A 15,157-nucleotide genomic window follows, 5' to 3' on the forward strand; every position below is an offset into this window, starting at 1 on the left:
TTATCTAATTTTTAATGTTACTATTGTCAGAATGGCTAAAATTATTCCCACAATGACAAAACGCGTTACAATTTTTGCTTCATGATACCCCTTCTTTTGGAAGTGGTGATGCAAAGGGGACATTAAAAATATCCTTCTTCCTTCACCGTATTTCTTTTTGGTGTATTTAAAATAGGAAACCTGTAGGATCACCGAGAGATTTTCCAATAAAAACACACCACATAAAATCGGAATCAACAATTCTTTACGGATCAAAATCGCAAATGCCGCAATGATACCTCCAATTGCCAAGCTCCCCGTATCCCCCATAAAAACCTGTGCTGGATAGGTATTATACCATAGAAAACCGACACAAGCTCCCACAAATGCACCTGCAAAAATCACAAGCTCACCAGAGTTGGGGATATACATAATATTGAGATAGTCTGAAAAAATCACGTTACCAGACACATAAGCCAAAATTGCCAAGGTAACCCCAATTATTGCGGACGTACTCGTGGCCAGACCATCGATACCATCGGTAATATTAGCACCGTTGGATACTGCAGTAACGATAAAAATGACAACAATTAAAAAGACTACAAAAGTCAGATAGTCACTTTGCAAGCCAAACATCTTGAATACCTTGGCGTAGTCAAATTCATTATTCTTATAAAAAGGGATATTTGTTTTAGAAGATTTTACATTTTCAGCATATGTTTTTTCTCCTGTCCCCTCATTAATAACCACTTCCACCGGTTTTGTCGAAGTTGGTTTATCCACCCCTTTACGCACCACAATATCTGGATGAAAATACATCGTGCAGGCAATAATAGCCCCTAAGCCCACTTGCCCCACAACTTTAAACTTCCCGGCTAACCCTTCTTTATTATGTCTAAAAACTTTAATATAATCATCCAGAAAACCTATTGCCCCCATCCAAAGTGTCGTTACAATCATGATGATCACATAGATATTTGTCAACTTGGCAAATAATAAGGTAGGAATCAAGATCCCCGCAATGATAATTATTCCTCCCATTGTGGGCGTACCAGCTTTCTTTTTTTCACCTTCTAGCCCTAAATCACGAATTGTTTCCCCAACTTGTTTATTATGCAAGAACTGGATCAATTTCCCCCCAAAAACCGTGGTAATAATTAATGAAGCGATTACTGCCATAGATGTTCTAAAGGAGATGTATTGAAACAAACCTCCTCCTGGTATATGGATATATTCGCTAAGCCACGTAAATAGATGGTACAACATATTCTATTTTTCGTTAAATGTATTCTCTAAAATTTCCTTATCATCAAAATGATGCTTGACACCATTCACATCTTGATATTTTTCATGTCCTTTTCCGGCGACCAGGATAATATCTCCAGGTTTTGCCAACTGATACGCTGTACGTATCGCCTCTTTACGGTCGGCTATAGAAAGCGTTTTTGCCTTTTGATCAGCCCCTACACCAGCTTCAATATCTTTAATAATCTGATAGGGATCCTCTGTACGTGGATTATCCGATGTAATCAAGAAACGATCGCTGTAGCGTAATGCCGCTTCTGCCATCTCAGGTCTTTTGGTTTTGTCGCGATCACCTCCACAGCCCAAAACAGTAATAATCTTTTGCTCCGGGCGTCTCAAAGAACTAATGGTTTTTAAGACATTTTCAACAGCATCTGGTGTATGTGCATAGTCCACAATACCAAAAACACCTGAGGTGGATTTCATCGTTTCAAAGCGTCCTTCTGCCCCTTTCAAGGTACTTAAGGCCGTCAACACCTTTACGGTCTCTTGCTCCAATAGGATTGCTGCGGTATACACCGCTAAAAGATTATAAGCATTAAAATCACCGATCAATTTGACCCATACTTCCTGCCCATCAATACTCATTAACATCCCATCAAAATGGCTTTCGATAACTTTAGCTTTAAAATCAGCCCCAGAACGCAAGCCATAGCTTTTTTTATGGGCAACTGTATTTTGCAACATGATCTGACCATTTCGATCATCCGCATTTGTTAAAGCAAACGCATGTACATCCAAATCATCAAAGAACTTCTTCTTTGCTTTGATATAGTTGTCAAAAGTTTTGTGGAAATCCAAATGATCGTGTGTAATATTCGTAAATATTGCACCTGCAAACACTAACCCCGCAATACGCTCCTGTACCACGGCATGTGAACTGACTTCCATAAAAGCGTAATCACAACCATCGTCTACCATATCCCGTAGGAGTTGGTTCAACTGGATCGGATCCGGTGTAGTGTGTGTTGCGGGAATTATCTTTGGACCAATTTGATTCTGCACTGTTGACAACAAACCAACATGATATCCCAACTCAGTAAACAATTGGAATAACAATGTCGCTACAGTCGTTTTTCCATTGGTTCCCGTCACTCCAACCAACTTGAGTTGCTCGGATGGATTACCATAGAAATTAGCAGAAGCGACTCCCAAGGCATATGCCGAATCTGCCACTAAAATGTAAGCCACAGAGTCCAATGTCTCCACAGGAAGTTCTTCAACAATAACTGCTCTTGCTCCAGAGGCAATTGCCTTATCGACAAATAAATGTCCATCTGTCTGAACACCACGCACAGCGATAAACAAACTTCCCAGCTCCACCTTTCTGGAATCAAAGCACAAAGAGTGCACATCGACCTCTTCGAGGTTTCCCACCACCTGTTGAACAGGGATAGCATGCAATACTTTTTTTAAATCCATCATTACTTAAGTTCTAAATTTATCGCTGTTCCAAATGGGAGTTTTTGACCCGCAGTCAAAGATTGTGCTCCCACTCTTCCCTTTCCAAATACATGTGTTTTAAATCCCGCATTCTCCATCACATACAATGCATCCATCAATCCCATTCCCACTACATTTGGTACAATTCCTTCTTTATATTTCAAATCCACAAATGGCACACCTCTATTCGATGTATCTACTTCGCCTCTGGCTACCATATCCCAATTCACTGTATTAATTCCCAACTTATCGTATACTTTCTTACTCGCTTCTCTTGACCCTTGCAAAGTCAATGGCATTCTTCCGCCAACATTAACTGCTTTAAATGATTTTTTTCCCTGCATCTCCATATCGTTAGCATAAACCATATCTGCAAGTTCTTTAAAAACAGGTCCGGCCACCGATCCACCATAATAACCATTTCTCGGATTTCGGATCACCACAATAATCGAATATTTCGGATCTTCAGCAGGAAAATAGCCTGCAAAAGAAGACTGGTATCTCCTAGCTCCATAACCTCTTGAGCCATCAGCCATCTGCGCTGTTCCCGTCTTACCTCCCGATGTATACAATGGGCTAGCAACACTTCTTCCTGTACCCTCCGTCATGACACCTTCCATCATTCCCCTCACCTCTGCCAAGGCATGATCCGAAGCGATCTTTTCATTAATTACCTTCGCCTGAAAAGTTTGGATCGTGTTACCTAAATGCCTAATCTCTTTGACAAATAGAGGTGCAATCAATTTACCGTTATTTGCAACAGCGTTATAAAATGTCAAGGTCTGTAATGGCGTAATCTTCATCTCATAACCATAAGCCATCTGAACCAATGACAATCCACTCCAAGATTTACTTTTCGATGTTTTCACCAATGGAACCCCCTCTCCCGGAATCTGCAGATCTAACGTCTTACCGAATCCAAAAGAATGCAGTTTCGACGTAAACTGGTCTGGGTTATCTTTATAAGCCTGATAGACAAATTTTGTAACCCCAACATTCGAAGATTCTTCAAAAGCTCTTTTAGCCGAAACTATAGATTTTTTTGGTGCATGCGAATCACGAATTGTATGCTTGTAAATCGGCCAGTTACCATTTCCAATATTTATAGTTGTACTTGAATCGATTTTCTTATCATCAATCAACGCTAGATAAGAGGCAAGTTTAAAAGTTGAGCCCGGATCGGCACTTTGCGCAATGGCAAGATTGAACTTCTCCCGATAAACACCATCTTTATCCCGCATAAAATTTGCAACGGCCCGCACTTCACCTGTTTTCACTTCCATCATCACAACACAACCTTCATCAGCATTGCTCACAATCATCTGTTTCTCCAGCGCTCTTTGAGCCATATCCTGCATATTAACATCAATTGTGGATATGATGTCCGAACCATCGACAGGTGCTACCTCAATATCTCTATTGACAGGTATCCAGACACCACCAGCAATACGCTGCATCAATCTCTTTCCACTCTTTCCATCAATATACTCACCGTATGCTCCCTCTAAGCCGACATGAATATTTTCCTTTACGTTTTTATATCCAATAGTTCTTGCTGCCAGATTAACGAACGGCAAAATCCGTTTATTCTGTCTATCGGTAATCAAACCGCTAGGAAAACGTTCTTTTTCAACACGAGCTGATTTAAATAAAGGAAATTGCTTCACCTTCTTTAAATCCTGATGTGACACATTCCGCTTAATTAGTAGATAGCGTTGTTTTTTATTCCGCGCCTGTTTTAGTAATGTCAAATATTGCCGGGATGATTTATCCTTAAAAAAATCAGCCAGTTTAATCGCGAGAGAATCAACTTTGAGATTGAAATATTCATTTTCTTCTTCGGGAATAGCCATCGCATCAAAACGAAGTTCATACTCAGGAACAGAAGTTGCCAATAAGCTTCCGTCGTTGGAATAGATATTCCCCCGTGCAGCTTCAACCTCACGTTCTTGAATAGAAAGACTATCCGCCAAAGCCTTCCAATGTTGCCCATCCACATATTGCAACTTCAGCATTTTCCCAAATACCATAAATGCAAGAAGCACAATAAGTCCAAAGGCAAAATAGACGCGAATAAGAATCGTGTTTCTGATACTCATAACTCTCTCTATTTATCTTCTTTTTTCTCTACAACTTCAATCTTGATCGGCGGCTCCACCCGCTCTTTCAAACCCAATGAATCCACACGCTTTGCGATCTCCGTTTGCGTGGACATTTTCATCAGCTCAGCAGATAACGACTTATGATCCCAGCCTAATTCTTTGACTTCCTTGCTTACTTTATCGATACTACGAATAGTTCGCTCAGCGAAGTGACGGTTAGAGATATACAACAACATCAAAAAGGCGATGAAAGCCCCAAAAGGGAGATACTCCAATATTTTGTTTAAGGAAAGGTCTCCAACGGTAAAAAGCGTTTTAATAAACGCTTCTGTTTCTTCCGCCTTTTCCTCGACAGTTTCTTGTAGTTCTTCCTGAACTTCTTCACTCAATTCTTTCTGTCTTATTGTATTCCTGCTCATCTTTTCGCTCCATTTTTAAGACAAATCCAACCTTTCAGCAATACGCAGTTTCGCACTGCGCGATCTATTATTTACAGCCAGTTCATGCGGCGATGCTGTAATTGCCTTACGGCTCAACACATGGAACGGCTTGATTTCATTTCCAAAAAAATCTTTCTCAACACCTCCTTTAAATTTCCCTTTGGCCATGAAGTTTTTAACCAAACGATCTTCTAAGGAATGATAAGACATCACCACCAATCTTCCTTCACTTTTCAACACATCAACAGTTTGCAACAAAAACTCCTGCAAAGCCTCCAATTCACGGTTAACCTCAATACGTAAGGCCTGAAAAACCTGCGCATGATATTTATGTTCTTTTCCCTTTGGAACCATTCGCTGAATAACTTCTTTTAATTCAGCAACCGTATGTATCGGCTGTGCCAAACGAGCTGTCACAATTGTTTTCGCCAATGACTTTGCATTCATAATCTCGCCATACATACCAAAAATCCGATGGAGATCTTCTTCAGCATAAGTCGCTAGTACGGCTTTTGCATCCAAATCTCCCACCTGATCCATACGCATATCCAAATCAGCATCAAATCGGATTGAAAAGCCACGATCTGCTGCATCAAACTGATGCGATGAAACACCCAGATCAGCTAAAATACCATCCACTGTACGCACACCGTGCAGACGAAGACTATTCTTTAAAAACCTGAAATTTTGATGAATCAATGTAAAACGAGGATCATCAATCACATTTCCCAAAGCATCTGGATCCTGATCGAAAGCAAACAGCTTTCCCTCTGGCCCCAATCTCTTCAGTATTTCACGAGAGTGACCACCTCCACCGAAAGTCACATCCACATAAATACCATTCGGCTTGATCGCCAAAGCATCCATGCATTCTTGCAACATTACCGGAACATGATACACATTCTCCATATTACTATATTCCAAAATTAATATCCCCCATTACCTCTGCCGCTAAAGACGATATATCCTCCACACCTCCGTCACCCATTAAATCATCATACCCTTCTTTAGACCAAACTTCTATCTTGTTAAACTGACAAGCCAAAACCAATTCTGTTGTTATCCCTGCAAATTCAAGCAAGCTTTTTGGCAACAAAACACGACCAGCCGCATCCAAAGTCAGCTCTGTAGCTCCACGAGTAAAAGCACGCACAAAAGCCCGTACTTTCGGATCAAATTGATTTAATTTAGCCAGTTTAGCTGTCATCAGATCCCACTCCTCGCGTGGATAAAAAACCAGATGCTTCTCAAAACCGCGATTCACAACAAGCCCATCACGCTCAACATGAGGCATCTGCCTCTTGAGCGCCGCCGGCAACACCATCCTTCCTTTGGCGTCTAGCTTGCATTCGAATTCTCCGATCAACTGAGTCATACCGTCAATTATCCTATTCTAATTTAAATGTAAAAGTATACACTTTCTCCCACTTTCCCCCACTTTACAACATAAAAAAGTTTTCCACATCGAAAAATAGCTACAAGAAAAAATAACATCCATTTTCACCACAACGCATAAAACCTTATTTACAAACAGTTAAAGGGGCATTTCAATCAATTATATCTTCAAAACAAGGACAGATATTTTTCGGTTTTTTTTCAAAAAAATGGAAATGAATTGTAAAAATTTCCTCTTTAGAAATTTAATTTTACTTCTTTTTTTGGGAAAAATGGGAGAAAGTGGAGGACTGAAAAACAGATAATCTCTCGCGTGGTTGAAAGTGGGAGAATAGCATTCAAATAAGAACAGTAGAATTCGTTATTGTCGAGTAAAACCAATAATTTTGCATAAATTTTATTTTTATTAAGATATGCACAGAACACACACTTGTGGAGAATTAACATTAGCTGACTTAGGGAAAACGGTTACCCTAAGTGGATGGGTTCAAAAATCCCGCGATTTGGGCGGTATGACTTTCATCGATGTTAGAGACCGATATGGTATCACACAATTAACGTTCAATGCAGATGATGACGCGTCTTTACGTGCTAGTGCCCGCGAACTGGGAAGAGAATATGTCATAAAAGTAACCGGAGAGGTTATTGAACGTTCCAATAAGAATGCTAAAATCTCCACTGGAGATATCGAAATCAAGGTTTCAAATCTTGAAATATTAAATGCTGCGAAATTACCGCCTTTTACAATAGAAGATGAAACGGATGGTGGGGATGATATCAGAATGAAATTCAGATATCTGGATTTACGTCGTAATCCGGTACGTGAGAACCTTATTTTACGACATAAAACTTCTCAGGAAGTACGTCGTTACCTTGACTCTCAGAATTTCTTAGAAGTAGAGACACCATATCTCATCAAATCTACTCCGGAGGGAGCACGAGATTTTGTGGTTCCTTCCCGCATGAATCCAGGTGAATTTTATGCATTGCCTCAGTCACCACAGACCTTCAAACAACTATTGATGGTATCAGGTTTTGATCGTTATTTTCAAATTGTCAAATGTTTCCGCGATGAGGACTTACGTGCTGACCGCCAGCCAGAGTTTACACAAATCGACTGTGAAATGTCCTTCGTAGAACAGGAAGATGTACTAAATATTTTTGAAGGATTAGCAAAACACATCTTCAAAACGATTAAGGGCATAGACCTTGGAGCTGTACCACGTATGACTTATGCTGATGCCATGCGTCTATATGGATCCGACAAGCCGGATATCCGTTTTGGAATGCAGTTTGTTGAATTAAATGATGTAGTCAAAGAAAAAGGGTTCCCTGTATTTGACGCTGCGGAGCTGGTTGTTGGTATCAATGCCGAGAATTGCGCGGATTATACCAGAAAACAACTGGATGCCTTAACAGATTTTATTAAACGTCCTCAAATCGGCGCTACAGGTTTAGTCTATGCCCGTGTGAATGAAGATGGCTCAGTTAAATCTTCTGTTGATAAATTTTTTACGCCAGAACAACTAACAGCTATTGCCGCTAAGTTCCACGCGAAACCAGGCGACCTTTTATTAATTATGGCAAGTGGCAAGGATAAAGTTCGTAAACAATTAAACGAATTGCGCCTGGAAGTTGCCTCACAGCTTGGTCTTCGCGACAAAAACACCTTTGCTCCGTTATGGGTTATCGATTTCCCTTTATTGGAATGGGATGAGGACAACGCACGCTACCATGCCATGCACCATCCTTTCACCTCTCCAAAACCGGAAGATATTCCGCTACTGGATACAAACCCTGGTGAAGTAAGAGCAAATGCTTATGACTTTGTATTAAACGGTGTCGAAGTGGGCGGTGGATCTATCCGTATTCATGACAGAGACCTACAGTCACTCATGTTTAAACACCTCGGATTTAGTCCGGAAGAAGCACAGAAACAATTTGGTTTCTTGATGGAAGCGTTCACCTATGGAGCTCCTCCACATGGTGGTTTAGCGTTTGGCTTTGACAGACTTGTATCGCTATTAGCTGGTCTAGATTCTATCCGTGATGTGATTGCCTTTCCAAAAAACAATTCAGGAAGAGATATCATGATTGATGCTCCATCAACAATTCACCAGGAACAATTGGATGAATTAAGCTTAAATATTAATATAAAAGAATAAATTTCAAGCTCGATTTTCGTGAAACAATTTATTAACACTATATTTAAAAGTTGGTAGGAAACGACCAACTTTTTTTGTGAAAAATCAGCAGATTAGATGTCAGAGAGTACGGCAAATACGTTTTTAAAAGAAAGTGCACAGAAAGCATTTGACACCAAACATCGCGATATTATAAATTACAATATCGACAAATACAGTATTGCTTTCGAAAAGGGGAAAAGCAAATTTGCAAATCTCGAAAACTCCAAAATAAAAGCAAATTTGATCAAATGGAAAGTAATGGAAAACCTCGATCGATATCTATTACAATTTGAGGCAAATTTTACTGCACGTGGTGGAAAAGTAATCTGGGCTAATGATGCCGATGAGGCGCGGGAGGAGATTTATAAAATCATCGAACGAAAAAGAACACGATCGATTGTAAAATCTAAATCTATGGCTACCGAAGAAATTGAATTAAATCATTTTCTGGAATCCAAAAACATAGAAGCCATCGAGACTGATCTTGGAGAATATATTATTCAGCTGCTAGACCAGAAACCCTACCACTTTGTCACTCCTGCTATGCATTTAAGCTTGGAAGATATCGCTAAGCTCTTTCATGAAAAATTTGACACACCCCTGGATGCATCTGCTGAACAATTAACACTAAAGGCGCGCGAATTATTAAGAGACAAATATTTAGCAGCAGAAGTCGGTATTACCGGAGCTAATTTCTTAGTTGCTGAAACTGGGAGTATAGCAATTACAGAAAACGAAGGAAATGCACGTCTGACTTCTACTTTTCCAAAAACACATATTGCTGTTGTGGGCATTGAGAAGATCATTCCCACACTACAAGATCTGGAAGTATTTTGGCCACTTTTATCCACACATGGTACAGGTCAAAACTTAACAGTCTACAACACATTACTCACAGGACCAAAACAGCCTTACGAGTCTGATGGACCTGAAGAAATGTATGTTATCCTGCTTGACAATGGACGTAGTAATCTCCTTGCTCAAAAAGAACAACGCCAGGGCCTATATTGTATTCGCTGTGGAGCTTGCTTAAATGTATGTCCTATTTATCAAAATATAGGCGGGCATACGTATGAAACAACCTATCAAGGACCAATCGGATCTCTCATTTCTCCCCATTTAAATGGGATGAAGGAGTTTAAGCACTTAAGCTATGCATCTACCCTTTGCGGTAAATGTACAGAAGTGTGCCCTGTAGGCATCGATATTCAACGTATGCTTCTTGTCAACAGAAAAGACTCCGTAGAGCAGGGGTTATCCACTAAAACAGAACAAAAAGTCTGGAGTTGGTTTACATACGGAATACAACGTCGAAAATTGATTGATTTCTTTGGTGGGAAATTCAAGAACTTCTTCCTTCGGAAGTTTTTTAAAAAAACATGGGGCGATCAACGGGAATTACCCAAGCTAGCGGAAAAATCCTTTTCCAAACAATGGAAAGAGCAGCAGAAAAACAAAGAATAACAAAAAAGTGGCATTAGCTTATCAAACTAATGCCACTTTTTTTATTAGTTTCGCTCCAAACCTACTGTTAATGACTTCAAAAAATATAAAAACGTATCTTCCTTGGATAGATTTTCTCCGCATTTTAGCTTGCTTTATGGTCTTAATATCACACAGCTGCGACGCCTTTGTTGGTACATTTGACAATAGCAGCACATTTCATCAAGGCGTATTTTGGGGTAGCATTGTTCGTGCCTGTGTACCGCTATTTGCAATGATGTCGGGTATACTACTATTTCCCGTACAAACCGATGTGGCTACTTTCTACAAAAAGAGAATAGGTCGAATACTTGTTCCTTTATTATTTTGGTCAATCGTCTTACCGCTCACTTTTTTTATCTATCTGAACTTTATTAAGAGCAGTTTGAGTGCTTTGATAGATATGAATAATTTTACGGCACAGGCAACCTTAACAAAAATCTATACTGCAGTCTTTAACTTCAATTATGATACAACACCTTTATGGTACATGTATATGTTAATCGGTTTATATCTTATCATTCCAATTATCGGAAGCTGGCTAAATCAAGCCAGTAAAAAAGATATTCAATATTTTCTCGGCTTTTGGGGAATTACACTTCTAGCACCTTACATCAAAATGATTGCCCCAACTTTGGGTTACACGGGCAATTATGGACAAATGGGACTATGGGGAGTCTGCAATTGGAATGAATTTGGCACATTCTATTATTTCTCAGGTTTCCTAGGTTATATCATATTAGCGTACTATCTGGTAAAATACCCTTTTCAATGGTCCCTGACTAAGACTATTTCAATTGCAATTCCACTTTTTGTAATAGGCTTTATCATTACCTTTTCAGGCTTCCTGCTAACCCAAAAACATTATCCAGGAAATTACGCAAATTTGGAGATTGTTTGGTATTTCTGTAATATCAATGTCGCAATGATGACTGTCGCAATATTTCTCATCGTGCAAAAATTAAATATTCGCGAATCCAAGTGGATAAAAAATATAGCAGGAGCCACATTTGGCATTTATTTATGTCATTTTGTTATTGTACAGGCGATGACAGATACGTTTCTGAATATTGATTATCTTCCCGCTTCCCTAAAAATTCTGTCAATTGCCCTTCTAAGTTTTGGTTTAAGCTATTTGGTGACGAAGCTTTTTGATACAAACTCAATTACACGACGGTTTATTCGCTAAAACAACGGGTCAAAAACAGCACATCGGATATGTGCACACTATAAAAAATAAAAAGGGGATCAATGATCCCCTTTTCAACTAACACTCACCAATTATTAATATGAAAACTACTCTTTCTTTTAACCTTAAGTTGTTTTTGCCTCAGCATCAACTGCCTTTTCACCCTCGCCTTTCTTAAAATCACCCCTTCGCATTTGTCGATGTTTTTTCCAATTTTCTTTGTGCATTTTATGGTTCTCTGCGTAAGAATCTTTTAATGTCTTTTGCTGTTCTGGAGTCAATAATCCCATCATTTTTTCATGATCCGCAGCACGTTGTTTTCTCATCTTTTCACGATACAATTTGCGCTCCGCTGCAATTTTTTTATGATCCTGCGCTTGCTTCAAATGAAATGCATATACCTCTTTGCGCTGTTGATCTGTAAACTTCAACTTTTGGTCCATGCGATCTGTTTTGATCTTAGCCAACTCCTCAGGATTTTTATTTTTTAAGCCATCGTGCTTTTTATCCTTTGAACGCTTGTGCAAGGGAGCCGTCATTTCTTTGGTATCTGATTTAAGATCCTTTTTCTCCTGCGCGAAACCTGTTAACATTAATCCGGATAACGCCAAACTTAACATCAATTTTTTCATCTCTCTGTTTTTTAAATCAACAATCTTTCAATTTTAATAGATTGACTTTCCAACCTATTTATCTATAAGAGTATTATTGACCATCAAAAGTTTAAAACCTCATCTGTTAAATAAAGTTAAGATCGGTTTTATTGAGATGCCGCGCTTAAACGGATAGGCAAGGTATAAGCCACCCGCACAGTACGTCCATTCTGAACACCAGCTTTCCATTTTTTTGCCTTTTTTAATAAATTAATTGCGGCTTCACCAGTTCCAAAATTCATATCCCGTTTTACCACAATATCAGTCAAAGATCCATCTCGCTCCACTACGAAAGATACTTCGATAACCCCAGACACGCCTTGATCCAAAGCGGATTGCGGAAAATTATAGTTTTCCGACACCCATTTCATGAAAGAAGGCATTCCCCCTTCCGGACGTGGCATTACCTCAACCGCCCGAAACACTGTACCTGCGTCGCTATCAGTACCTCCCTCCGACTCCGGTCCCACTGTATGGCCTGTAATACCACCATCTTTCTTAGAGGGGCCAAATTCACCTCTTGCAATATGCGTTCCAGCGGCATTTGCTTTTAATGTAATACGCGCGGTCATTGTATTTGGTTTACTCAGTTCATCCTGTGTAGCAACATCCTCAGTTACTTCTTTTGCCTTCGTAATCTTAGGCTCCGGCAGACGCACCAAATCAAACTTCGAAACATCCTGTGCGATCTGCTGTGGTGCTTTTTCCTGCATTAGAATAGGTTCTTCTTTAACCTCCTCTTTTTTCTCGACCTCTTTCTGGAGTTCTTCCAAATCATTAGGAAAATCCACAATCGTAGTAGTTGTTATTGGCATGGCTTTCTTAAAATATTTATTATACCCGTAAGAACCCACGATCAAAAGGAAAGCAAAGGAAACAACAATAGCGAGCCCCACATTTGTTGCTTTATTTGACAAATTCCGCAATTCATATGCACCATACATCTTGTTGCGACCTGCAAAGATAACATCCAGCCATTCCTTGCGATAGATATTCAATTTTGAGTTCATCATAACATTAAAGTTTAAATCTTTTCATTATGATGCGCGAAAGCCTTATATTTCATAAAAATTTTACACACTCTTATGAAATCACTTTTTTTAGCTATTCTTCTACTTACATTATACGGTTGTGAAAACAGTCAAAATCAATCCAAACCTCCGGTTAAGAGTGAAAATAAAGAGCAATTAATTTCACCTTATTTTGGCTTTTTGAATCAGCAAAAAGATTCATTAATTGCCCTTCCAATGGATCAGGCCATGGAGAGTCCCGAAAAATACAACTATGTCATTATAGAAAATCAAGTTAGCCCATTGGGATTTATACAGAATAAAACGGACAATAAGGAAAGCAATGGAAGGCAGACAGCACAAAACTTTGCCAATAGCGAAGGCTCATTGTTCACGATAAAGAACGAAATTAAATCCGGTGATTTTGGAATGTTGGTCAATCAAGCTTTCTTGAGTCAATACAAAATAGAACCTTTTACAAAGGTTCAGCGTGAGACAACTCCAGAGATAAAGGAAATACTGGAAAAAAAATATAAAAGGAAAATAAACAAAAGTACTACAGTTGCGGTCCTGAAAGATCAAGCTGAATTCAATCTCACAGTCTTTGAAAACCAACAAGATTCAGCATTAGCAGTTTTTTCTTATATCAAAGAAGACCAATTAATTAATTTGGATTTTCCGGCCACCTACGATGATATTAGTACTTGGCGAGTCGACGATGGTGGTCAATTTGATAATGAAGCATTCCAGGTTCTCACTGTACTACGTTCGGAAGCAGGAATTAGTTTTGTTAGCATTTTTTGGGGAGCAGAAGGTTATGAATTGAACTTCTATCAACCTAAAAAAGATAAGTTTACTTCAGCAGCACAAGCCTACGGTTACAGTTCTCCTTTATAAGGAAATTATCGTTTCCCTAGTTATATAATTAGGGAAACGTTCTTTAATAATATTTTATAATTGCATTCTCGCCATCGGAGCTACATCCTGACCAACAAAGTCCCCTTTTAAATATTTATGATATCCAGCAATGGCGATCATCGCTGCATTATCTGTACAATATTCGAATTTAGGAATAAAGACATTCCAATGGTATTGCTCCCCCATTTCAATCAATCCCTTTCTTAGTCCAGAATTAGCAGAAACACCGCCCGCAATCGCGATATCTTTCACACCCGTTTGCTTTGCGGCTTTCTTCAATTTATTTAATAAGATAGAGACAATACGGGATTGCACACTAGCACAGAGATCTGCGATATTTTCGGTCAAGAAATCAGGATTCTGTTTTAACTGATCTTGAACAAGGTAGAGTATTGCTGTCTTTAACCCCGAAAAGCTAAAATTAAGTCCAGGAATTTGAGGTTCTGGTAATTTGTACATATTGGAATTACCCTGACTTGCATATTTATCAATAAGCGGTCCACCGGGGTAAGGCAGATTGAGGATCTTAGCCGTCTTATCAAAGGCTTCCCCTGCAGCATCGTCCAGAGTTTCACCCAATAATTCCATTTCGAAGTAATCTTTTACCAGGACAATTTGTGTATGCCCACCTGAAACAGTTAGGCATAAAAAAGGAAAACTCGGTTTCGGTTCTTCAATAAAATGGGCCAAAATATGCGCCTGCATATGATTTATATCTATTAATGGAATATTCTGAGCAAGTGCAAATGATTTTGCAAAAGAAGTTCCGACCAAAAGAGCACCTAATAATCCAGGTCCGCGCGTAAAACTCACTGCATCTATTTGATTTTTGCTTATTTTTGCTTGACGAATGGCTTCGTCCACCGTAGGAATAATATTTTGTTGATGGGCACGTGAGGCTAACTCGGGAACAACTCCACCATATTTTGCGTGGATTGCTTGAGTAGCAATAACATTTGAATGAATTTCACCGTTAATACAAATAGAAGCGGAGGTTTCATCACAAGAGGATTCAATCCCTAAAATAATAGCCATAGCTGGAGTTATAAATTAGA

13 protein-coding genes are annotated in these 15,157 nt (G+C 39.2%); 4 read left to right on the plus strand and 9 right to left on the minus strand.

The window, feature by feature from the left end:
• The 6 genes from mraY to mraZ are packed head-to-tail and all read right to left on the minus strand — an operon-like array spanning position 1 to position 6,644.
• Complete coding sequence (gene mraY / locus ABFX33_RS02515) at positions 1-1,245, minus strand: phospho-N-acetylmuramoyl-pentapeptide-transferase (protein WP_259187015.1); 1,245 nt, start codon at positions 1,243-1,245, stop codon at positions 1-3.
• A gap of 3 nt (positions 1,246-1,248) precedes the next feature.
• A complete protein-coding gene (locus ABFX33_RS02520) occupies positions 1,249-2,709 on the minus strand; it encodes a UDP-N-acetylmuramoyl-L-alanyl-D-glutamate--2,6-diaminopimelate ligase (RefSeq protein ID WP_346084097.1) in 1,461 nt (486 codons plus the stop codon).
• Positions 2,709-4,826, minus strand: coding sequence for a penicillin-binding protein (locus ABFX33_RS02525; protein ID WP_346084098.1), 2,118 nt, complete (start codon positions 4,824-4,826; stop codon positions 2,709-2,711). Before ABFX33_RS02525 ends, ABFX33_RS02520 begins: the two co-directional genes overlap by 1 nt.
• A gap of 8 nt (positions 4,827-4,834) precedes the next feature.
• Positions 4,835-5,248, minus strand: coding sequence for an FtsL-like putative cell division protein (locus tag ABFX33_RS02530; RefSeq protein ID WP_172396749.1), 414 nt, complete (start codon positions 5,246-5,248; stop codon positions 4,835-4,837).
• Positions 5,249-5,263: 15 nt separating this feature from the next.
• Entirely contained in the window at positions 5,264-6,178 is a 915-nt protein-coding gene (gene rsmH / locus ABFX33_RS02535) for a 16S rRNA (cytosine(1402)-N(4))-methyltransferase RsmH (RefSeq protein ID WP_257096881.1), read from the minus strand.
• A gap of 4 nt (positions 6,179-6,182) precedes the next feature.
• Positions 6,183-6,644, minus strand: coding sequence for a division/cell wall cluster transcriptional repressor MraZ (gene mraZ / locus ABFX33_RS02540; protein ID WP_223580611.1), 462 nt, complete (start codon positions 6,642-6,644; stop codon positions 6,183-6,185).
• A gap of 433 nt (positions 6,645-7,077) precedes the next feature.
• Here mraZ and aspS point away from each other — a divergent pair, with 433 nt between their 5' ends.
• The 3 genes from aspS to ABFX33_RS02555 all read left to right on the plus strand — a co-directional run bounded on the left by aspS (position 7,078) and on the right by ABFX33_RS02555 (position 11,521).
• Positions 7,078-8,829 (plus strand): aspartate--tRNA ligase, encoded by a 1,752-nt coding sequence (aspS, locus tag ABFX33_RS02545; RefSeq protein ID WP_346084101.1) that lies wholly within the window; start codon positions 7,078-7,080, stop codon positions 8,827-8,829.
• Positions 8,830-8,925: 96 nt separating this feature from the next.
• Positions 8,926-10,314, plus strand: a complete 1,389-nt coding sequence (locus ABFX33_RS02550; RefSeq protein ID WP_346084102.1) for a LutB/LldF family L-lactate oxidation iron-sulfur protein — start codon at positions 8,926-8,928, stop codon at positions 10,312-10,314.
• A 70-nt stretch (positions 10,315-10,384) separates the two neighbouring features.
• The gene (locus tag ABFX33_RS02555) at positions 10,385-11,521 is read left to right on the plus strand and encodes an acyltransferase (protein ID WP_346084103.1); all 1,137 of its coding nucleotides are present in this window, start codon (positions 10,385-10,387) and stop codon (positions 11,519-11,521) included.
• A gap of 125 nt (positions 11,522-11,646) precedes the next feature.
• Here the strand turns inward: ABFX33_RS02555 and ABFX33_RS02560 are convergent, their stop codons facing one another.
• Positions 11,647-12,153, minus strand: coding sequence for a hypothetical protein (locus ABFX33_RS02560; RefSeq protein WP_346084105.1), 507 nt, complete (start codon positions 12,151-12,153; stop codon positions 11,647-11,649).
• Positions 12,154-12,281: 128 nt separating this feature from the next.
• Complete coding sequence (locus ABFX33_RS02565; protein WP_346084106.1) at positions 12,282-13,187, minus strand: energy transducer TonB; 906 nt, start codon at positions 13,185-13,187, stop codon at positions 12,282-12,284.
• Between the two features lie 72 nt (positions 13,188-13,259).
• Between ABFX33_RS02565 and ABFX33_RS02570 the strand changes: the two genes are divergently transcribed.
• Positions 13,260-14,081 carry a hypothetical protein gene (locus ABFX33_RS02570; RefSeq protein ID WP_346084107.1) on the plus strand — a complete coding sequence of 274 codons (822 nt, stop codon included), beginning with the start codon at positions 13,260-13,262 and terminating at the stop codon, positions 14,079-14,081.
• Between the two features lie 54 nt (positions 14,082-14,135).
• Here the strand turns inward: ABFX33_RS02570 and tsaD are convergent, their stop codons facing one another.
• Positions 14,136-15,137: a tRNA (adenosine(37)-N6)-threonylcarbamoyltransferase complex transferase subunit TsaD gene (tsaD, locus tag ABFX33_RS02575; protein WP_346084108.1), complete on the minus strand. Its 1,002-nt coding sequence runs from the start codon at positions 15,135-15,137 to the stop codon at positions 14,136-14,138.
• Between the last annotated feature and the right edge of the window lie 20 nt (positions 15,138-15,157).

Source organism: Sphingobacterium ginsenosidimutans, assembly GCF_039536865.1.
GTDB classification, from domain to species: Bacteria; Bacteroidota; Bacteroidia; order Sphingobacteriales; family Sphingobacteriaceae; genus Sphingobacterium; species Sphingobacterium detergens.

Excerpts from the sequence above, each read along its gene's own strand:
- mraY (WP_259187015.1), bottom strand. The coding sequence starts at position 1,245 with ATGTTGTACCATCTATTTACGTGGCTTAGCGAATATATCCATATACCA.
- ABFX33_RS02520 (WP_346084097.1), bottom strand. The coding sequence starts at position 2,709 with ATGATGGATTTAAAAAAAGTATTGCATGCTATCCCTGTTCAACAGGTG.
- ABFX33_RS02525 (WP_346084098.1), bottom strand. The coding sequence starts at position 4,826 with ATGAGTATCAGAAACACGATTCTTATTCGCGTCTATTTTGCCTTTGGA.
- ABFX33_RS02530 (WP_172396749.1), bottom strand. The coding sequence starts at position 5,248 with ATGAGCAGGAATACAATAAGACAGAAAGAATTGAGTGAAGAAGTTCAG.
- rsmH (WP_257096881.1), bottom strand. The coding sequence starts at position 6,178 with ATGGAGAATGTGTATCATGTTCCGGTAATGTTGCAAGAATGCATGGAT.
- mraZ (WP_223580611.1), bottom strand. The coding sequence starts at position 6,644 with ATGACTCAGTTGATCGGAGAATTCGAATGCAAGCTAGACGCCAAAGGA.
- aspS (WP_346084101.1), top strand. The coding sequence starts at position 7,078 with ATGCACAGAACACACACTTGTGGAGAATTAACATTAGCTGACTTAGGG.
- ABFX33_RS02550 (WP_346084102.1), top strand. The coding sequence starts at position 8,926 with ATGTCAGAGAGTACGGCAAATACGTTTTTAAAAGAAAGTGCACAGAAA.
- ABFX33_RS02555 (WP_346084103.1), top strand. The coding sequence starts at position 10,385 with ATGACTTCAAAAAATATAAAAACGTATCTTCCTTGGATAGATTTTCTC.
- ABFX33_RS02560 (WP_346084105.1), bottom strand. The coding sequence starts at position 12,153 with ATGAAAAAATTGATGTTAAGTTTGGCGTTATCCGGATTAATGTTAACA.
- ABFX33_RS02565 (WP_346084106.1), bottom strand. The coding sequence starts at position 13,187 with ATGATGAACTCAAAATTGAATATCTATCGCAAGGAATGGCTGGATGTT.
- ABFX33_RS02570 (WP_346084107.1), top strand. The coding sequence starts at position 13,260 with ATGAAATCACTTTTTTTAGCTATTCTTCTACTTACATTATACGGTTGT.
- tsaD (WP_346084108.1), bottom strand. The coding sequence starts at position 15,137 with ATGGCTATTATTTTAGGGATTGAATCCTCTTGTGATGAAACCTCCGCT.